The sequence below is a fragment of the Georgenia ruanii genome (assembly GCF_009193175.1).
Taxonomy (GTDB): Bacteria; Actinomycetota; Actinomycetes; order Actinomycetales; family Actinomycetaceae; genus Georgenia; species Georgenia ruanii.
In genome coordinates, this window is the sequence record NZ_VUKE01000012.1 from 60,472 (window position 1) to 76,375 (window position 15,904).

Annotated in this window: 13 protein-coding genes and 1 tRNA gene; 9 read left to right on the forward strand and 5 right to left on the reverse strand. The window is 75.0% G+C overall.

Going from position 1 to position 15,904, the window contains the following annotated elements; translation table 11 throughout:
• Positions 1–165: 165 nt before the first annotated feature.
• On the reverse strand, positions 166–1,476 hold the full coding sequence (gene rocD, locus GD880_RS12720) for an ornithine--oxo-acid transaminase (protein ID WP_152231997.1): 1,311 nt from the start codon (positions 1,474–1,476) through the stop codon (positions 166–168).
• A 465-nt stretch (positions 1,477–1,941) separates the two neighbouring features.
• Here rocD and GD880_RS12725 point away from each other — a divergent pair, with 465 nt between their 5' ends.
• Positions 1,942–3,369 (forward strand): dicarboxylate/amino acid:cation symporter, encoded by a 1,428-nt coding sequence (locus tag GD880_RS12725; RefSeq protein ID WP_452176742.1) that lies wholly within the window; start codon positions 1,942–1,944, stop codon positions 3,367–3,369.
• Between the two features lie 73 nt (positions 3,370–3,442).
• On the opposite strand, the gene GD880_RS12730 is transcribed toward GD880_RS12725, so the two are convergent.
• A complete protein-coding gene (locus tag GD880_RS12730) occupies positions 3,443–3,832 on the reverse strand; it encodes a universal stress protein (RefSeq protein WP_152231998.1) in 390 nt (129 codons plus the stop codon).
• Positions 3,833–4,043: 211 nt separating this feature from the next.
• On the opposite strand from GD880_RS12730, the gene GD880_RS12735 reads away from it, so the two are divergent.
• A complete protein-coding gene (locus GD880_RS12735; RefSeq protein ID WP_226909630.1) occupies positions 4,044–4,658 on the forward strand; it encodes a GNAT family N-acetyltransferase in 615 nt (204 codons plus the stop codon).
• A 67-nt stretch (positions 4,659–4,725) separates the two neighbouring features.
• On the opposite strand, the gene GD880_RS12740 is transcribed toward GD880_RS12735, so the two are convergent.
• Positions 4,726–5,556, reverse strand: coding sequence for an alpha/beta fold hydrolase (locus tag GD880_RS12740; RefSeq protein ID WP_152231999.1), 831 nt, complete (start codon positions 5,554–5,556; stop codon positions 4,726–4,728).
• Positions 5,557–5,693: 137 nt separating this feature from the next.
• On the reverse strand, positions 5,694–7,454 hold the full coding sequence (locus GD880_RS12745) for a RecQ family ATP-dependent DNA helicase (protein ID WP_152232000.1): 1,761 nt from the start codon (positions 7,452–7,454) through the stop codon (positions 5,694–5,696).
• A 276-nt stretch (positions 7,455–7,730) separates the two neighbouring features.
• On the opposite strand from GD880_RS12745, the gene GD880_RS12750 reads away from it, so the two are divergent.
• The gene (locus GD880_RS12750; protein ID WP_152232001.1) at positions 7,731–9,605 is read left to right on the forward strand and encodes an alpha-glucosidase; all 1,875 of its coding nucleotides are present in this window, start codon (positions 7,731–7,733) and stop codon (positions 9,603–9,605) included.
• Between the two features lie 48 nt (positions 9,606–9,653).
• Here the strand turns inward: GD880_RS12750 and GD880_RS12755 are convergent, their stop codons facing one another.
• On the reverse strand, positions 9,654–10,418 hold the full coding sequence (locus GD880_RS12755) for an AfsR/SARP family transcriptional regulator (protein WP_152232002.1): 765 nt from the start codon (positions 10,416–10,418) through the stop codon (positions 9,654–9,656).
• Positions 10,419–10,688: 270 nt separating this feature from the next.
• Here GD880_RS12755 and GD880_RS12760 point away from each other — a divergent pair, with 270 nt between their 5' ends.
• From GD880_RS12760 to GD880_RS12785, 6 genes are all read left to right on the forward strand, one after another.
• A complete protein-coding gene (locus GD880_RS12760; RefSeq protein WP_152232003.1) occupies positions 10,689–10,886 on the forward strand; it encodes a hypothetical protein in 198 nt (65 codons plus the stop codon).
• A 36-nt stretch (positions 10,887–10,922) separates the two neighbouring features.
• The gene (locus GD880_RS12765) at positions 10,923–11,120 is read left to right on the forward strand and encodes a hypothetical protein (protein WP_152232004.1); all 198 of its coding nucleotides are present in this window, start codon (positions 10,923–10,925) and stop codon (positions 11,118–11,120) included.
• A gap of 85 nt (positions 11,121–11,205) precedes the next feature.
• Entirely contained in the window at positions 11,206–14,046 is a 2,841-nt protein-coding gene (locus GD880_RS12770; protein WP_152232005.1) for a MinD/ParA family ATP-binding protein, read from the forward strand.
• Positions 14,047–14,212: 166 nt separating this feature from the next.
• Positions 14,213–14,288: transfer RNA gene (locus GD880_RS12775), tRNA-Arg, on the forward strand.
• A gap of 79 nt (positions 14,289–14,367) precedes the next feature.
• Positions 14,368–15,102 (forward strand): hypothetical protein, encoded by a 735-nt coding sequence (locus GD880_RS12780; protein ID WP_152232006.1) that lies wholly within the window; start codon positions 14,368–14,370, stop codon positions 15,100–15,102.
• A gap of 80 nt (positions 15,103–15,182) precedes the next feature.
• Entirely contained in the window at positions 15,183–15,602 is a 420-nt protein-coding gene (locus tag GD880_RS12785) for a pyridoxamine 5'-phosphate oxidase family protein (protein WP_193314490.1), read from the forward strand.
• Positions 15,603–15,904 lie beyond the last annotated feature (302 nt).

Sequence of the window (15,904 nt, forward strand, 5' to 3'; positions counted from 1 at the left end):
ACTGGTGCGCATGGTCGATGCGGGCGGCAGGCGGGCCGCTCCCCGCCCCGGCGCCTGCGCTCCCGCTGTGCAGTATCCAAGCGTGCCGCACGTCCGGGCGCACACGGAACCGCGGGACGGTTCGGTGGGCAGGCGGGCTGGCCGCTGTGCGAACGGGCGGCGACGTCACGAACGCGGGCGTGCCGCCTCGGCGGCCTCCTCCTCGAGGACGTCGCCGAGCGTGTCGAGGGCCAGGTGCAGGTCGTCGCTGGAGATGGTCAGCGGCGGGGCCAGCCGGATGGTGGTCCCGTGCGTCTCCTTGACGAGGATCCCGCGGGTGACCAGCCGCTCGCAGGTGGCCCGCCCGCTCAGCCCCAGCGCGGGCTCGACGTCAAGCCCCGCCCACAGCCCGACCGTGCGCCCGGACGCCAGCAGCCCGCGCGCGACGAGCTCGTCCACCCGCTCGCGGAGCTCCGCGCCCAGCGCCGCCGCCCGGGCCTGCAGGTCGCCCGGCGCGAGCAGGTCGATCACGGCCAGGCCGACCGCGCACGCCAGGGAGTTGCCGCCGAAGGTCGACCCGTGCGTGCCCGCTGTGAGGACGCCGAGCACGTCGCGCCGGCCGACCACGGCGGAGACGGGCAGGATGCCGCCGCCGAGCGCCTTGCCCAGCGCGATGAGGTCCCCGCGCACGCCGGTGAGGTCCTGGGCGAGGGTGGTCCCGGTGCGACCCAGCCCGGACTGGACCTCGTCGAGCACGAGCAGCACGTCGGCCGCCGTGCACAGGTTGCGCAGCCGGGGCAGGTAGTCCGCCGGCGGGATGACGACGCCGGCCTCGCCCTGGATCGGCTCGACGAGCACCGCCACGGTCGTCTCGTCCACGGCGGCGGCGACGGCGTCGACGTCGCCGTAGGGGACGATCCGGAAGCCGGGCGTGTAGGGCCCGAAGCCGTCGCGGGCCTCGGGGTCGGAGCTCATCGAGACCATCGTCGTGGTCCGCCCGTGGAACGCGCCCTCGGCGACGACGATGGTCGCCCGGCCGTCCGGCACGCCCTTGATGTCGTAGCCCCACTTGCGGGCGGCCTTGACCGCCGTCTCCACCGCCTCGGCGCCGGTGTTCATCGGCAGCAGCATCTCGGTGCCGGTCAGCCGCGTCACCGCCTCGGCGAAGGGCCCGAGCAGCTCGTGGTCGAAGGCCCGGGAGGTGAGCGTGATCTTCCCCAGCTGGGCGGTGGCCGCGGCGACCAGGGCGGGGTGGCGGTGGCCGAAGTTGAGGGCGGAGTACCCGGCGAGGCAGTCGAGGAAGCGGCGGCCGCGCACGTCGGTGACCCACGAGCCCTCGCCGGCGGCGAGCACCACGTCCAGGGGGTGGTAGTTGTGGGCGAGCGCGCTGGGCGCGAGGGCGGGCGCCGCGGCCGCGGCTCCGTCGGTGGCCGGCGGGGCGGTGCCCGACCCGGACGACGCGTTGGTGCCGGTGCGAACCTGCCCGTCGTGGAGCACGTGGCCTCCCTGGTCTCATGACGGACGGTAGAGCAGGCGGTCACCCGGCGGAAGGGGAATGGAGACGCGGTGCTCGGCCGGCCGCGTCGTGAGGCCGCACACAGCCGCCACCCACCACTTTCAGGAACCGGTCGTCTGGAGTACGTTGGCCTCGTCCCGCGCTCCGCGGGCGGTCCTTCTTCTTGGAGCGAGCGTGCTCAACCCCTGGAACCTCACCATGCGCCACGACGTCGACCTTCGTCGTCAGGCCAGCATGCTGTGTGCGTCCGGGACGTGTTGTTGAGCCGTGACCACGCCGCCGACGACGACCGTCGGCACCTGCTGATGCCCCGCTGACCGGGGCCCCGCTCCCTCCCGCCGCGCCCTGCCCCGGCGGCCCGCGTTCGCGCGCGTGCCGCCGCGCGGCACCGCTCTTCCCGTCGTCCCCGCGCGCCGCCGGGACGAGACCCGAAAGGTAGAAAACCCGTGTCCTCGACCACCACCGAGCGCTCCCGGGGCCGCCGCCTCCGGATGCCCTCGTTCAGCGTCCAGATCCTGCTGGGCCTCGCGCTCGGCGTCGTCCTCGGCTGGATCGCCCTGAGCCTGGGCAAGACCGCCGACGACGCCGACAACTGGCTCACCGTCACGCTGAGCACCATCGGCTCCTCCTTCGTCACGCTCCTCAAGGCCGTCGTCCCGCCGCTGGTGTTCACCGCGATCGTCGCCTCCATCGCCAACCTGCGCGGCCTGACGAACGGCGCCCGGCTCGCCGGGCAGACCCTCCTGTGGTTCGCCGTCACCTCCCTGGTCGCCGTGGCGATCGGCATCGGCCTGGGCCTGGTGCTCCAGCCGGGCGCCAACGCGGGCGTGGACGCCGCGGAGGCCGCCGCGCCGAGCAAGACCGGCACCTGGCTGGACTTCGTCCAGGGGCTCATCCCGGCCAACTTCCTCGGCCTCGGCGCCTCGTCCTCGCTCCAGACCGGCGCCGACGGCGCCGTCACCGCCGTGACCACCGGCGTGAGCTTCAACGTCCTGCAGATCATCGTCATCGCCCTGGTGGTCGGCCTCGCCGCGCTGAGGGTCGGCACGAAGGCCGACCCGTTCCTCACCCTCAACGCCTCGGTCCTCGCCGTGATCCAGAAGGTGCTGTGGTGGATCATCCGCCTGGCGCCGCTGGGCACCCTCGGCCTGGTCGGCCGCGCCATCGCCACCTACGGCTGGTCCTCGCTGGCCAACCTCGGCACCTTCGCCGTCGCGATCTACGTGGGCCTGGCCCTGGTGCTCTTCGTGGTCTACCCGGTGCTGCTCAGGACGCACGGCCTGCCGGTGATGAGCTACTTCCGCGGCGCCTGGCCGGCCATCCAGCTGGCGTTCGTCTCCCGTTCCTCCATCGGCACCATGCCGGTGACCGAGCGGGTGACCCACCGCAACCTCGGCGTCCCGCGCGCCTACGCCGCCTTCGCGGTGCCGTTCGGCTCGACGACCAAGATGGACGGCTGCGCCGCCATCTACCCCGCCGTCGCCGCGATCTTCGTCGCGCAGTTCTTCGGCGTGGACCTCTCCGTCACCGACTACCTGCTCATCGCGTTCGTCTCGGTGGTCGGCTCCGCCGCGACCGCGGGCCTGACCGGCGCGACGGTGATGCTCACCCTGACCCTGTCCACCCTGGGCCTGCCGCTCGAGGGCGTGGGCCTGCTGCTGGCCATCGACCCGATCCTCGACATGGGCCGCACCGCGGTCAACGTCGCCGGGCAGGTGCTGGTGCCGATCGTGGTGGCCAAGCGCGAGGGCATCCTCGACGTCGAGAAGTACCGCGGCGCCGACGCCGAGGACCTCTTCACCGAGGACGACGCCGACGCCGACGCCGACGCCGACGTCGCCACCCGCGAACCGGAGCTCATGGCCAGCCGCTGAGGCGGGCGGCCAGGGGCCGCGCCGGACGAGGGCCGGTGGTGCGGGAGACCGCGCCGCCGGCCCTCGCGCCGTCTCAGGCCTTGACGGCGAGGACCGGCACGGCGGCGTTGAGCAGGATCCGCTGGGAGTTGCTGCCCAGGACGAGCTTGCCCACCGGGGTCCGCTTGCGCAGGCCGATGACGATGAGGCTGGCACCGACCTCCGCGGAGACGGCCTCGATCTCCTCGGCCGCGTCCTTGCCGCGCACCAGCTGGCGGACGGTGCCCTCGACGCCCGCCTGCGCCAGGTGCGCCCGCACCTCGTTCAGGTCGTCCTCGGAGGCGAGCAGCGGGTCGCGCATCCCGTCGCCGTCGGAGACGTTGAGGACGACGAGGGACTCGCCGTGCGTCTTCGCCTCGACGATCGCCTTCTCGAGCGCGGCGCGGCCCTCCGGCCTGGTGGTGTACCCCACAACGATGGTCATGACTGCATCATGGCGTGTCCCGGCTCACGGTGCAGGGATAAGAGTCCTATGCGCCGGATTTCTGCCGGACGGGCGGCTCGACGACGGGCCACGACGGCGCGTGCCCGGCTCCTCGGCGGCGGTAAGGGCACGCGGCCCCTGGCCGGTGTGGGAACGCGGCCCTGGAACGGCACGCCGGGGCGCCCGCGCCGGGTTGTAACGTCCCTGTCCCGTGAGCTTCCGCGACGTCCCGACCCTGCCCGGGACCCTCATGACCCTCGAGCCGCTGGCGCTCGAGCACGCCGACGAGCTGGCTGAGGCCGTTGCCGAGGGGGACCTGTGGAAGCGGTGGTACACGAACATCCCGGCGCCCGAGCAGATGCACGCCGAGATCGAGCGGCGCCTGGCGCTGCACGCCGCCGGGGAGGTGGTGCCGTGGACGGTCCGCCGCGCCAGCGACGGCCGGGCCGTCGGCATGACCACCTACCTCCACATCGTGGCGGAGCACCGGCGCCTGGAGATCGGCAGCACGTGGCTGGCGGCGAGTGCCCAGGGCACGGGGATCAACACCGAAGCCAAGCTTCACCTGCTCGCCCGCGCTTTCGACACGCTCGGGTGCATCGCCGTCGAGTTCCGCACCCACTGGCACAACCGGCAGTCGCGCCGGGCCATCGCGGCGCTGGGGGCCAAGCAGGACGGCGTGCTCCGCAGCCACCAGATCGGCCGGGACGGGACGCTGCGCGACACCGTCGTCTTCTCGATCCTGGCCAGCGAGTGGCCCACCGTGCGGCTTGCCCTCAGCGAGAAGCTCGCCCGGACCCGCGGGCACGCCTCCGCCGCGTCGTAGCGGGGCCGCGGCACGCCCCTGCCGCGTCGTAGCGGGCCCGCGGGCACCGCCCCCGGGCCGCCGGTGCTCAGCGCGCCGCCGCGTGGGCGCGATGCAGGATCGCCTCGGCGACCTCCTCCGGCCGCGTCTCGGGCAGCCAGTGGCCCGCGTCGAGGGCGACGGACCGGTACGGGGCGCTGATGTAGTGCTCCGTGCGGTCGGCGGTGGCCGCGCTCACGGCGGGGTCGTGCACGCCCCACAGGTACGTCGCGGGGGTCTCGACGGCCCCCGGCAACGGGCGGCCCGCGAGCGGGATCGCCCGGTACCAGTTCAGCGCCGCCCTCAGGGCGCCGGGCTCGCGCATCCGGGCGGCGTACCGCGCGGCGTCCGCTCCCGGCAGCCCGCCGGCCGCCAGGAGGCCCTCCAGCCGCGGGCCGAGGAGCGCCTCGGGCAAGGCGGGCAGCTGGAAGAAGCCCATGTACCAGGAGCGCAGCGGCTGGGCCGAGTGGGTCAGGGACCAGGCGAAGGCCCGCGGGTGCGGGGTGGTGAGGACGGTGAGCGAGGCGACCCGCGCCGGCTGGCTCGCCGCCGCGGCCCAGGCCACCCCCGCGCCCCAGTCGTGGCCGACCAGGTGCGCCCGGCCGAGGCCGGCGGCGTCGAGGACCGCCATGGCGTCGGCGACCAGGAACGGGAGCCGGTAGGCCGCCCGCTCGGGCGGGCGGGCGCCGGGGGAGTAGCCGCGCTGGTCCGGCGCGAGCGTGCGCAGACCCTCCCCGTGCAGCAGCGGCACCACCCGGTCCCAGCTGGTGGCGTCCTCGGGAAACCCGTGCAGCAGCAGGACGGCTTCCCCGTCCACCGGCCCCTCGTCGCGCACGTCGAAGAGCAGTCGGCCGCGGCGCACCTGGCTCAGGCGGGACATGGCGGGAGGCTATTTCGCCCGGCGCCCCCTCGCCACATCCCGCCGAGGTCGCCGAGAATCGGCTGCTGGTTCGCCGGTCCGCTGCTGGTTCGCCGATTGCCCGCCGTGTCGGCGGGCACGGCCGGATGGCGCCCCGGTCAGACCCGGCGCAGCAGGTCCTGGGCGGCGATGAGCTCCCGGCCAAGGGTCTTGTACCCCTCGCGCTCGAAGAAGACGGTGATGCGGTCGCCCTCGTGGCGCATGACGACGCCGCGGCCCCACTCGCGGTGCTCGACGGCCGCCTGGAGGGGGAAGGGGTCCTCACTGTCGCCGTCCGGGGCGGCGGGGAGGGGGCCGGCGGCCCGGATGCGCCCCGCAGGCGGGGTGGGCCCGCCGAGTGCGTCGGCGCCCTCGAGCCCGCCGGTGCCGGCGAGGACGTCGGTGTCCGCCATGACGTCCTCGACGCCGTCGTCCTCCCGCATCTCCGGACCCGCGCACACGTCGCACGTGCCGCATCGGCCGGCGTGCGGCTCCCCGAAGTACCCGAGGAGGAACTGGCGCCGGCAGCGCAGCGTCTCGGCGTAGCCGCGCACCATCTCCACCCGGGAGCGGTTGATGCGCTCGCGGGAGTCGGTGAGCTCCCGCGCCCGGTCCACCACCCCGGCCGGCGCCTCGGCGCCCACCGCCGCCACGCCGCGCCGCTCCCGCCGCACGGCGCCGACCTCCTGGAGCACATTGACCAGCCCGGCCGCCTTGCGCGCCGCCAGCCCGGTCCGCTCGCGCAGGTCCTTGAGCGCCAGCTCACCGGCGCGGCGCACCGCCGTCAGGACCGCGCGCAGCGCCTCCTCGTCGACCGAGGTGGTGGCGAAGTACTGCCGAACCCCCAGGTCCTCCGGCCGGTAGTGCAGCACGGCGCGGGCCGGCTCCCCGTCCCGGCCGGCGCGGCCGATCTCCTGGTAGTAGCTGTCCAGGGAGTCCGGGGCGTCGGCGTGGACGACGAAGCGCACGTTGGGCTTGTCGATGCCCATGCCGAAGGCGGAGGTGGCCACCACGACGTCGAGCTCGTCCTCGAGGAAGGCCCGGTGCACCTCCTCGCGTTCCGCGGCGGCCCGGCCGGCGTGGTACGCCGCGGCCCGCAGGCCCCGCTCGGCGAGGGCGGCGGCGTAGCGCTCGGTGTCCTTGCGGGTGGCCACGTAGACCAGGCCCGGCCCGGGCAGGTCGGCCACGTTCTCGACGACGGCGCGCCGCTTGGCGGCGTCGTCGGGGTGGCGGACCACGTCGAGGAAGATGTTCGGCCGGTCGAAGCCGCGGCTGACCACCAGCGGGTCGCGCAGCCCCAGCCGCTCGACGATCTCGGCCTGCACCGGGGTGGACGCGGTGGCCGTGAGGGCGATGACCACCGGCCGCCCGACCCGCTCGGCCGCCGCCCCCAGGGCGAGGTAGTCGGGCCGGAAGTCGTGGCCCCAGGAGGAGACGCAGTGCGCCTCGTCGACGACGAACAGCGACGGGCGCAGCGCCTGGAGCCGGTTGGTGACGTCCTCCTTGGCCAGCTGCTCGGGGGAGAGGAAGAGGAACTCCGCGCGCCCGCGGCCCACGGAGCGCCACGCCTCGGCGTTCTCGCGCCGGTCCTGGGCGGAGTTGACGGCGACCGCCTCCGCGCCGGCGCCGGCCTCCTCCAGGGCCGCCACCTGGTCCTGCTGCAGGGAGATCAGCGGCGAGACGACGACGGTCGGGCCGTCAAGGAGCAGCGCCGAGACCTGGTAGATGGCGGACTTGCCGTACCCGGTGGGCATCACGGCCAGGACGTCGCGGCCGGCGACGACGGCCTCCATCGCCTCGCGCTGCCCGGGCTTGAGCGTGGCCCAGTCGAAGGTGTCGCGGGCGGCCTCGCGCAGCCGCTCCAGGGTGGAGGCGCTCACGCGCGCACCGGGCGCGGCGCCGCCGTGCGGGGCGACGAGGCGGAGGGGCGGGCGGGCGCGTCGACGTCAGGTGTCACCGGACCACCTTGCGGCCCCGGTGGGGGCGCGGCAATCGGAACACCGGAGCACCGCAGCGACCACCACGCCATTCCGGCTGCGACCACTGTGTCATTCCGGCCGCGACCGGGACGCCATTCTGGCTGCGACCGGACTGGCACTCCGGCTCCGGGTGGGGCACCGCTGGCGGGACTCGGCGCCGTCGTTAGCCTGAGGGACATGACCGCCCGCTCCACGTCCGTAACCACCGGCGCGCTGGGCCCCGGCCGGGAGTGGTGGCGCCGCGCCGTCGTCTACCAGGTCTACCCGCGCTCGTTCGCCGACTCCGACGGTGACGGCGTGGGCGACCTGCGCGGCATCATCGGCAAGCTCGACTACATCGCCGCGCTCGGCGTCGACGTCGTGTGGCTCTCCCCGATCTACCGCTCGCCGCAGGCGGACAACGGCTACGACATCTCCGACTACCAGGACGTCGACCCCGCCTTCGGCTCTCTGGCGGACCTGGACGAGCTCATCGCGGGCCTGCACGCGCGCGGCATGAAGCTCGTCATGGATCTCGTGGTCAACCACACCAGCGACGAGCACCCGTGGTTCGCCGAGTCTCGCGCCTCGAAGGATGCGCCCAAGCGGGACTGGTACTGGTGGCGCCCGCCGCGCCCCGGCTTCCGCGGCGGGGCGCCGGGGGCCGAGCCCACCAACTGGCACGGCTTCTTCTCGGGCTCGACCTGGGAGTGGGACGATGCGACGGGCGAGTACTACCTGCACCTGTTCGACCGCAAGCAGCCGGACCTCAACTGGGAGAACCCCGAGGTGCGCCGGGCCGTGTTCGCCATGATGCGCTGGTGGGTCGACCGGGGCGTCGACGGCTTCCGGATGGACGTCATCAATCTCCTCTCGAAGGCGGTGCGCCCCGACGGCTCGCTGCCCGACGGTGCCCCGCTGCCGGGCCCGTCCCGGTACGGCGACGGCGCGCCGCACTACACCAACGGGCCCCGGCTCGACGAGTTCCTCCACGAGATGCACCAGGCCGTGCTCGCCGGCGGCGCGCGCGACGGCGCCGTGCTGCTGTCGGTGGGGGAGACCCCCGGCGTCACCCTGGAGCAGGCCCGCGCCATCACCGACCCGGCCCGCCGCGAGCTCGACATGGTGTTCCAGTTCGAGCACATGGGCGTCGACCACGGGCCGGGCGGGAAGTGGCAGCTGCGGCCGCTGCGCCTGCCGGACCTCAAGGCCAACCTGGCCAGGTGGCAGGAGGGGCTGGCCGGGGCGGGGTGGAACTCCCTGTACTGGAACAACCACGATCAGCCGCGCGTGGTCTCCCGCTGGGGCGACGACTCGCCGGAGCACCGCGTCGCCTCCGCCAAGACCCTCGGCACCGTGCTGCACCTGCAGCAGGGCACGCCCTACGTCTACCAGGGCGAGGAGCTGGGCATGACCAACGTGTCCTGGGCCCAGATCGGCGACTACCAGGACGTCGAGACGCTCAACTACTACCGCGAGTCCGTCGCCGGCGGGGCGAGCGACGGCGAGGTCATGGCCGGCATCGGCCCGGTCAGCCGGGACAACGCCCGCACCCCCATGCAGTGGGACGACTCCCCGCAGGCCGGGTTCACCACCGGCACCCCGTGGCTGAGCGTCAACCCCGCCTACCCCCAGATCAACGCCGCCGCCGCGGTCGCCGACCCGGACTCGGTGTTCCACCACTACCGCCGCCTGATCGAGCTGCGCCACCGCCTCGACGTCGTGGTGGACGGCCGGTTCGACCTGCTCCTGCCTGAGCACGAGCAGGTCTTCGCCTACACCCGCACCCTCGAGGCCCGCGGCGGGCGGCCCGGCGACGACGCCGCACCCGACGACGCCGCACCCGACGGCCACCACGGCCGGCTCGCGGCCGACGGCGATCCCGCCACGGGCGCGCCGCGGATCCTCCTCGTCGTGGCCAACATGTCCAGCCGACCGGCCGCCGTCGACCTGGCGGGGCAGGCCGCTGTGCTGGCCGGCGAGCTGCTGCTGACCACCCATCCCGACGGCGCCCCCGCGGACGGCGACCGTGTGCGCCTGGCGGCCTGGGAGTCCCGCGTCTACGCGGCCTGACGCTCGCCGGGGCCCGGCGTCGGCACGCCGGTCCGCGATCCCGGCGTCTCAGGCGGCCGGATCCGGCGGCGGGAGGTCGTCGCGTGCGTGCGCCGCCTGCAGGGGGCGGATGAGATCGACGATCTGGTTCGACACCGAGATGCCCAGCTCCTCGTTCAGCCGCTCCTTGAACGCCCGGTAGACCCGCACCGCCTCGACGTGGTTGCCGTCCTTGAGGTGGACGCGGATGAGCGCGCGGTGCGCGCTCTCGCGCAGCGGCTCGAGCTGGACCGCCCCCATCGCGGCCTGCAGGGCCCCGTCCAGGTCGCCGTGGTCGAGAAGGCGGTCCGCCAGCGCCTCGAGCGCCCGCAGCCGCAGCTGGTGCAGCTGCTCGCGCTCTTCCAGCGCCCAGTCGTCGTACCACCCGGGCAGCAGGGTGCCGCGCCGCAGCACCAGCAGCGCCCGGGACGTGTCCGGCGGGCCCTGGCCGGCGGTGACCTGGTGGGCGATCTCGCGCAGCTCGTGCACGTCCACATGGACACCCGGGGCCAGTGCCATCATCCCCTGGGACTCTTCGAGCACCCCGTCGTGCAGGTGCTGGATGCGCCAGACGGCGGCGCGAAGGTTCCCGTGCGCGCGGGGCTCCTCGCTCTCCGGCCACAACAGCCCCGCCAGGTGCGCCCGGGGCCGCTCGCCCTGCAGGGCGAGCAGGCTGAGCAGGCGGCGCTCGCGGTAGGCCACCACCACCGCGACGTCCCCGTCCCGCAGCTGCCAGCCGTCGAAGAGCCGCAGCGACCAGCGTGGTCCGGTGGTCGCGATCGCGTCGCTGTCCATCGTCGGTGCGTCCCCCTCGACCCGACTCCGCGGCGTGCGCCGCCCGGCCTCACGTGTCGCCGACCGGTCGACAGCATCACGATCCCCACCTGTCACTCCACCGTCAAGGATGAAATCGCGGATCGGGCGGTCTGCCGAAGCCCCGTCATGGCGCCGATGCCCGGCGGCGGTGCGGGCGCGGTCACGGACCTGTCACGCGCCAGTAACAGCGAACCCGGCTCACTGGGCACGTTCGTCACGTACCGGAGATCACGAGGGGGGGTGACAAAGATGCGCGAGCTGACCATCAGCGAGATCGAGGGCCAGGACGTGGAGCTGCTGCCGGAGCGGGAGACGCTGTTCTACTTCAAGAACAACAACTTCTCGGCGGTGTTCGCTCACAACTCGGCCACGGCGGTGAACTTCTTCACCAGGGACTCCGTCGCTGCCGCCAACGCCCAGCAGTGGATCGGCGTGAACCAAGAGTGACCTGCATGGCCCGACGTCTGCGAAAGGTGAGTGGTCATGACGGATCACGCGATCCTGGAACCCGAGCTCGACGACCAGGTGGTGGAGGTCCTCCCGGCTCGGGAGACTCTCTGGCTCAACATCAACGTTGCGCCGGTCATCGGGGTCAACATGGCAATCGCCGTCAACGCGTTCTCCACCCACTCGGTGGCCGCGGCGAACGCCCAGCAGTGGCTCGGCACCTTCCAGCGCTAGGAGCCGGCCGGTCCGTCGCCCGGTGGGTGCGCCGCGTGTGGCGTGCCCGCCGGGCGGCGGTTTCTCGCAACGAGGGGGGACGGGGATGTCGACCCAGACCCGCGGGCCCGCCGCCCCGCCGGTCGCGCCCGCCGGCGCCGCTCCGGACGGCGCCCCGGAAGCCGCGCGCCGGTGGCGCCGGGCCGACGGCGTGGAGTCGCTCGGGCAGGTGCAGGACTCGGGGCTGACCGCGCCGGCGTTCCTGGTGCGCCGCGGCGACGGCCAGGTGGTCCAGGTCTCCGAGCTCGTCCACCTCGTCCTCATGGCACTCAGCGCCGACCACAGCCCGGCCGAGGCCGCCGACGTCGTCAGCGCCGCGTTCGGCCGTCGCCTCAGCGTCGAGGGCCTCGACCGCCTGGTGACGACCAAGCTCGCGCCCGTCGGGCTGGTCACCGACGCCGCGGCCCCGGCGGCCCGGCCGGTCCCGCGGGCGACACCGCTGCTCGCGTTGCGCGCCAAGGTGACGCTGCTGCCGGCCGGTGCCGTCCGGTTCGTCGCCGGGGCGCTCGCGCCGCTGTACTGGCCGCCCGTCGTCGTGCTCGCGCTCGCCGCGCTGGTGGCGATGGACGTGGTGCTGTTCGTGCGCAGCGACGCCCTCGCGGCGCTGGCCGCCACGCTCGCCACGCCGGGGCTGCTCGTGGCGCTCTACGTGCTCACCGCCCTCGGCATCCTCGTCCACGAGCTCGGTCACGCGACGGCGTGCCGGTACGGCGGCGCCACGCCCGGCCGGATCGGCGCTGGGGTGTACCTCGTCTTCCCCGCCTTCTACACCGACGTCACCGACTCCTACCGGCTGGGCCGGGCCGGCCGGCTGCGCACCGACCTCGGGGGCCTGTACTTCAACGTCTGGGGGCTGCTGGCCGCCGGGAGCGCCTACCTGCTCGGCGGGCCGCAGGTGCTGGTGCTCTACGTGCTCATCACGCACGTCCAGATGATCCAGCAGCTCATCCCCACCCTGCGCTTCGACGGCTACTACGTCCTCGCCGACCTCGCCGGCGTGCCCGACCTGTTCTCGCGGGTCGGCCCGGTCATGCGGAGCCTGGTGCCGGGGCGGGCGGCCCACCCGCGCGTCGTCGAGCTGCGCCCGCGCGCCCGCCGGCTCGTCACGGCCTGGGTGCTCGTCGTCGTCCCGACGCTGGCGGTGGGGCTGGCTTTGCTGGTGTCGAACCTGCCCGAGATCGTGCGTGTGACGCTCGACGCCGTGCGCATCCACCTCGCGACGGCGCAGCAGGCCGTCGCCGACGGCGCGCCCCTGCCGTTCCTCGGCGCCGTCTTCGCGATGGTGGTCCTCGCCCTGCCCGCCGTGGGGGCGGCGCTGGTGGTCGAGCGCACCGCGGTCATGGCGCTGCTCCCCGCGCGCCGGGCGGCCCGGGCCTGGCGGGCCCGCCACCCGCGCCCCGCACCCATCACCAAGGTGCGTCGTCACGCGACCACGACACGGAGGCCGATCATGGTCCACCCCCGGCCCGGCAGCACCGGCGCCCCCGGCGCGCCCGCCGGCACCGCCGCGCCCCAGACGGCGGACGGCCCGTCCGGGCCCGCCGCCCGGCCCCTGCCGGCCGGCCAGGGGGGCTGGGACGGCTGGCGGATCATCGGCTCCGACGTCCCGGTGGCGCCCGCGGTGCCCGCCCCCGCGCCGCCCCCGGACACGGGCGCCCCGGCCGACGAGGCCGCCGTCCCCTCGCCGGCCCCCGCCCCGCCGGCCGAGCCGGCGGCGCCCTCGCCGGCCGCACGACCGGCCGACGCCGCCGCGCCCCCGATCACGGCTCGGCCCGCCCAGCAGGCCCCCGCACCCCCCCCCCCCCCCCCCCCCCCCCCCCCCCCCCCCCCCCCCCCCCCCCCCCCCCCCCCCCCCCCCCCCCCCCCCCCCCCCCGCCCCCCCGGCCCGGCGGCGGCGCCGTCGGACGCCGATCACCTGCCCGGCGCCGGCCACCCCCTCCCGCTGACGGCGGCGGCCTTCACCGACGCGGAGATGTTCCCCGCGCCGCGGCCGGCGGCCACGCTCGGCTGGCAGCACGCCGTCCACGCGCTCTCCGGCGGGCGGATCAGCCCCCGCCCGGGTGCCGCGGAGCGCCGCCATCTGGAGGTCCTCGAGCGGGTCCGCGCGCCCATCGCCGGCTCGCGCCGAGTGGTGGTGATGAGCCGCAAGGGCGGGGTCGGCAAGACCACCCTGGCGCTCGCCCTCGGCAGCACCTTCGCGCTCGAGCGCGGCGACCGGGTCATCGCCGTGGACGCCAACCCCGACGCGGGCAACCTCGCCCACCGGCTCGCCCGCAGCGGCACCCGGCCCACCGACCGGTCCATCACCGACGTCCTGGGCGACATGGACCGCATCCACACCTACGCGGACCTGCAGGGCTACACCTCCCAGGCGCCTGAGTCCCGGCTGGAGGTGCTCGCCTCCGACGACGACCCGCGCATCTCCCTGGCCCTGACGCGGGCGTCCTACCACCGGGTCATCAGGCTGCTCGACGCCTTCTACAACCTCATCCTGCTCGACACCGGCACCGGCATCCTCGACAGCGCCAACCAGGGCCTCATCACCGACGCCGACCAGCTCGTCCTCGTCCTTCGCCCCGCGCTCGACGGCGCCCGGGCCGCCGCGCTGACCCTCGACTGGCTCGACCAGCACGGCCACGGGGACCTGGTCGAGCGCGCCGTGGTCATCGTCAACGCGGTGCGGCCGGGTGTCGGGGTACCGCTGGAGAAGATCGAGGCCCACTTCACCAAGCGGTGCGCGCACGTGCTGACCGTGCCGTGGGACGAGATGCTCGACAAGGGCGCCCAGACCGCCGTCGGGCAGCTGCGCCGGCCCACCCGCGAGGCCCTGCAACGCGCGGCAGCGGCGGTCGCCGACAACTTCGTCCGGGTCCGCGGCGGCCGGTAGCGCGCCGACGACGTCGTCCGCTCGTGCGGCAGCCGACGAGCCCGCCGCGACCTCCCCCCTGCCCCCGCGAGCCGGCGTGGCGAGATCGCTGCCGGCTCGAGCTGCGCCGGCGGAGAGCCACGTTTCGGTGCGCGTGGTCGCGCCCGCTACCCTGGTGTGCGTCCCCGCCCTCGTAGCTCAGGGGATAGAGCACCGCTCTCCTAAAGCGGGTGTCGGCAGTTCGAATCTGCCCGAGGGCACCAGCCCGAGGCCTTCCGGCCCGAGGTCGACGGCGGCGGCGGCCCGGGACCACCGAGTCACCTCCACCGGGGGAGGCCGCTGATGAACCTCGGCAAGACCGTCGCCCGGGCGCGTGACGGCGTCGTCGTGCTCGGCGAGTACGCGCTCGAGACCGCCTACGCGGCCACCCATCCGGAGTGGCGACGCTCGGGCGCCACCGCCGAGGAGGAGGCCCGCGCGCTGCCGGGCGACGACCTGGTCCGCAGGCCGAACTGGTCCACCACCCGGGCCGTGACCATCACCGCGCCGCCCGGCCAGGTGTGGCCGTGGCTCGCGCAGATGGGCTACGGCCGCGGCGGCTGGTACAGCGACTTTCCCTGGTGGCAGGACCCCGCCGGGCACCGCGGCCGCCGGTCCGCGGCGACGCGTCTGCTCCCGGAGCACCAGCGCCTCGCCGTCGGTGACGTGCTCCTGGACGGGGCGAGGTGCTCGGAGGAGATCGGGTCGTGGTGGGTGCGCGCCGTCGCCCCCGACCGTCACCTCGTGCTGTTCAGCTCCCGGACCCTCACGGGGCGCGAGGTCCGGTTCCTCCCGGCCCGTCCGCGGAGCTACTTCGACTGCAGCTGGGCGTTCGCCCTCGCGCCGGCCGGCGAGGCCGTGCGGCTCCTCTTGCGCACCCGGGTGCGGTACCACCCGGCCTGGATGCTGCGCCTGGCGGTGGTGCTGCGCACCGGCGACACGGTGATGCAGCGGGCGATGCTGCTGGGGATCAAGCGCCGGGCCGAGTCGGCGCGGGCGGGCCATTCGTCCCTGGCCCGCCAGGACCGGGCGTGGTGACGTGGGGATGACACGGCCTCGCGCCGCCCCTTCGCCGGAGCGGCGCGTGGGGCACCGATCGGCAGTCTGTGGGAGGCGCGGTGGACACCCAGCCCTACGGCGAGGTCCTCGACCGCGGGGAGTCCCTGCGGCTCGTGCGGTCAGTCCCCGTCGGGTGGCTCACCTTCTGCGCCGGCGAGGAGCCGCAGGCGGTCCCGGTGAACTTCGCCCTCGACGGCGACGAGCTGGTGATCCGCTCGGGCTACGGCGCCAAGCTCGCGGCCGCCGCCCGCGGCGCGGTGGTGGCCCTGGCGGTCAGCGCCCTGGACACCGCGGCCCGCACCGGCTGGTCGGTGGTGGTGCGCGGCCCCGTCCGCCTCGTCGAGGACACCGATCCCGACGCCGGCGCGTGGCTCGCCGAGCCCTCGCCGTGGGCGCCCGGCGAGAAGGAGTTCGCCGTCGTGCTGCGGGCGGCGGAGGTCTCCGGGCGCCGGCTCCGCCGGCCCGGCACGGGCGCCTGACTCCCCGTCCGCACCGCCGGCCGCCGCCCCGCCAGCACGCCCGCCGGCGGCGGTGGGCCCCCGCCCGCGAGGACGGTTCGCGCACCAGGCGTCCGGAATCCGGAAATGTGATCGACGTCACATCGGTGCGCCGTGGGCGCACGGATGAGGTCGACTTTCGGCCAAAATTCAACGCCCCGCAACCCGGGGGAGGTCGCCGGCGCCCTGGAGGTGGCTACGGCAGGGGTGTTCGGGCTGGTCGCGGTGCTTGCGCCCGGCCGTCCGCAGGCCCCATGATTGGGCGGACGGAGCGCGACGCCTGC

Bases quoted from the DNA above. Each gene is read 5' to 3' on its own strand.
- GD880_RS12730 (WP_152231998.1), bottom strand. From the start codon at position 3,832: ATGACCATCGTTGTGGGGTACACCACCAGGCCGGAGGGCCGCGCCGCG.
- GD880_RS12780 (WP_152232006.1), top strand. From the start codon at position 14,368: ATGAACCTCGGCAAGACCGTCGCCCGGGCGCGTGACGGCGTCGTCGTG.
- GD880_RS12740 (WP_152231999.1), bottom strand. From the start codon at position 5,556: ATGTCCCGCCTGAGCCAGGTGCGCCGCGGCCGACTGCTCTTCGACGTG.
- GD880_RS12755 (WP_152232002.1), bottom strand. From the start codon at position 10,418: ATGGACAGCGACGCGATCGCGACCACCGGACCACGCTGGTCGCTGCGG.
- GD880_RS12770 (WP_152232005.1), top strand. From the start codon at position 11,206: ATGTCGACCCAGACCCGCGGGCCCGCCGCCCCGCCGGTCGCGCCCGCC.
- GD880_RS12760 (WP_152232003.1), top strand. From the start codon at position 10,689: ATGCGCGAGCTGACCATCAGCGAGATCGAGGGCCAGGACGTGGAGCTG.
- GD880_RS12750 (WP_152232001.1), top strand. From the start codon at position 7,731: ATGACCGCCCGCTCCACGTCCGTAACCACCGGCGCGCTGGGCCCCGGC.
- GD880_RS12765 (WP_152232004.1), top strand. From the start codon at position 10,923: ATGACGGATCACGCGATCCTGGAACCCGAGCTCGACGACCAGGTGGTG.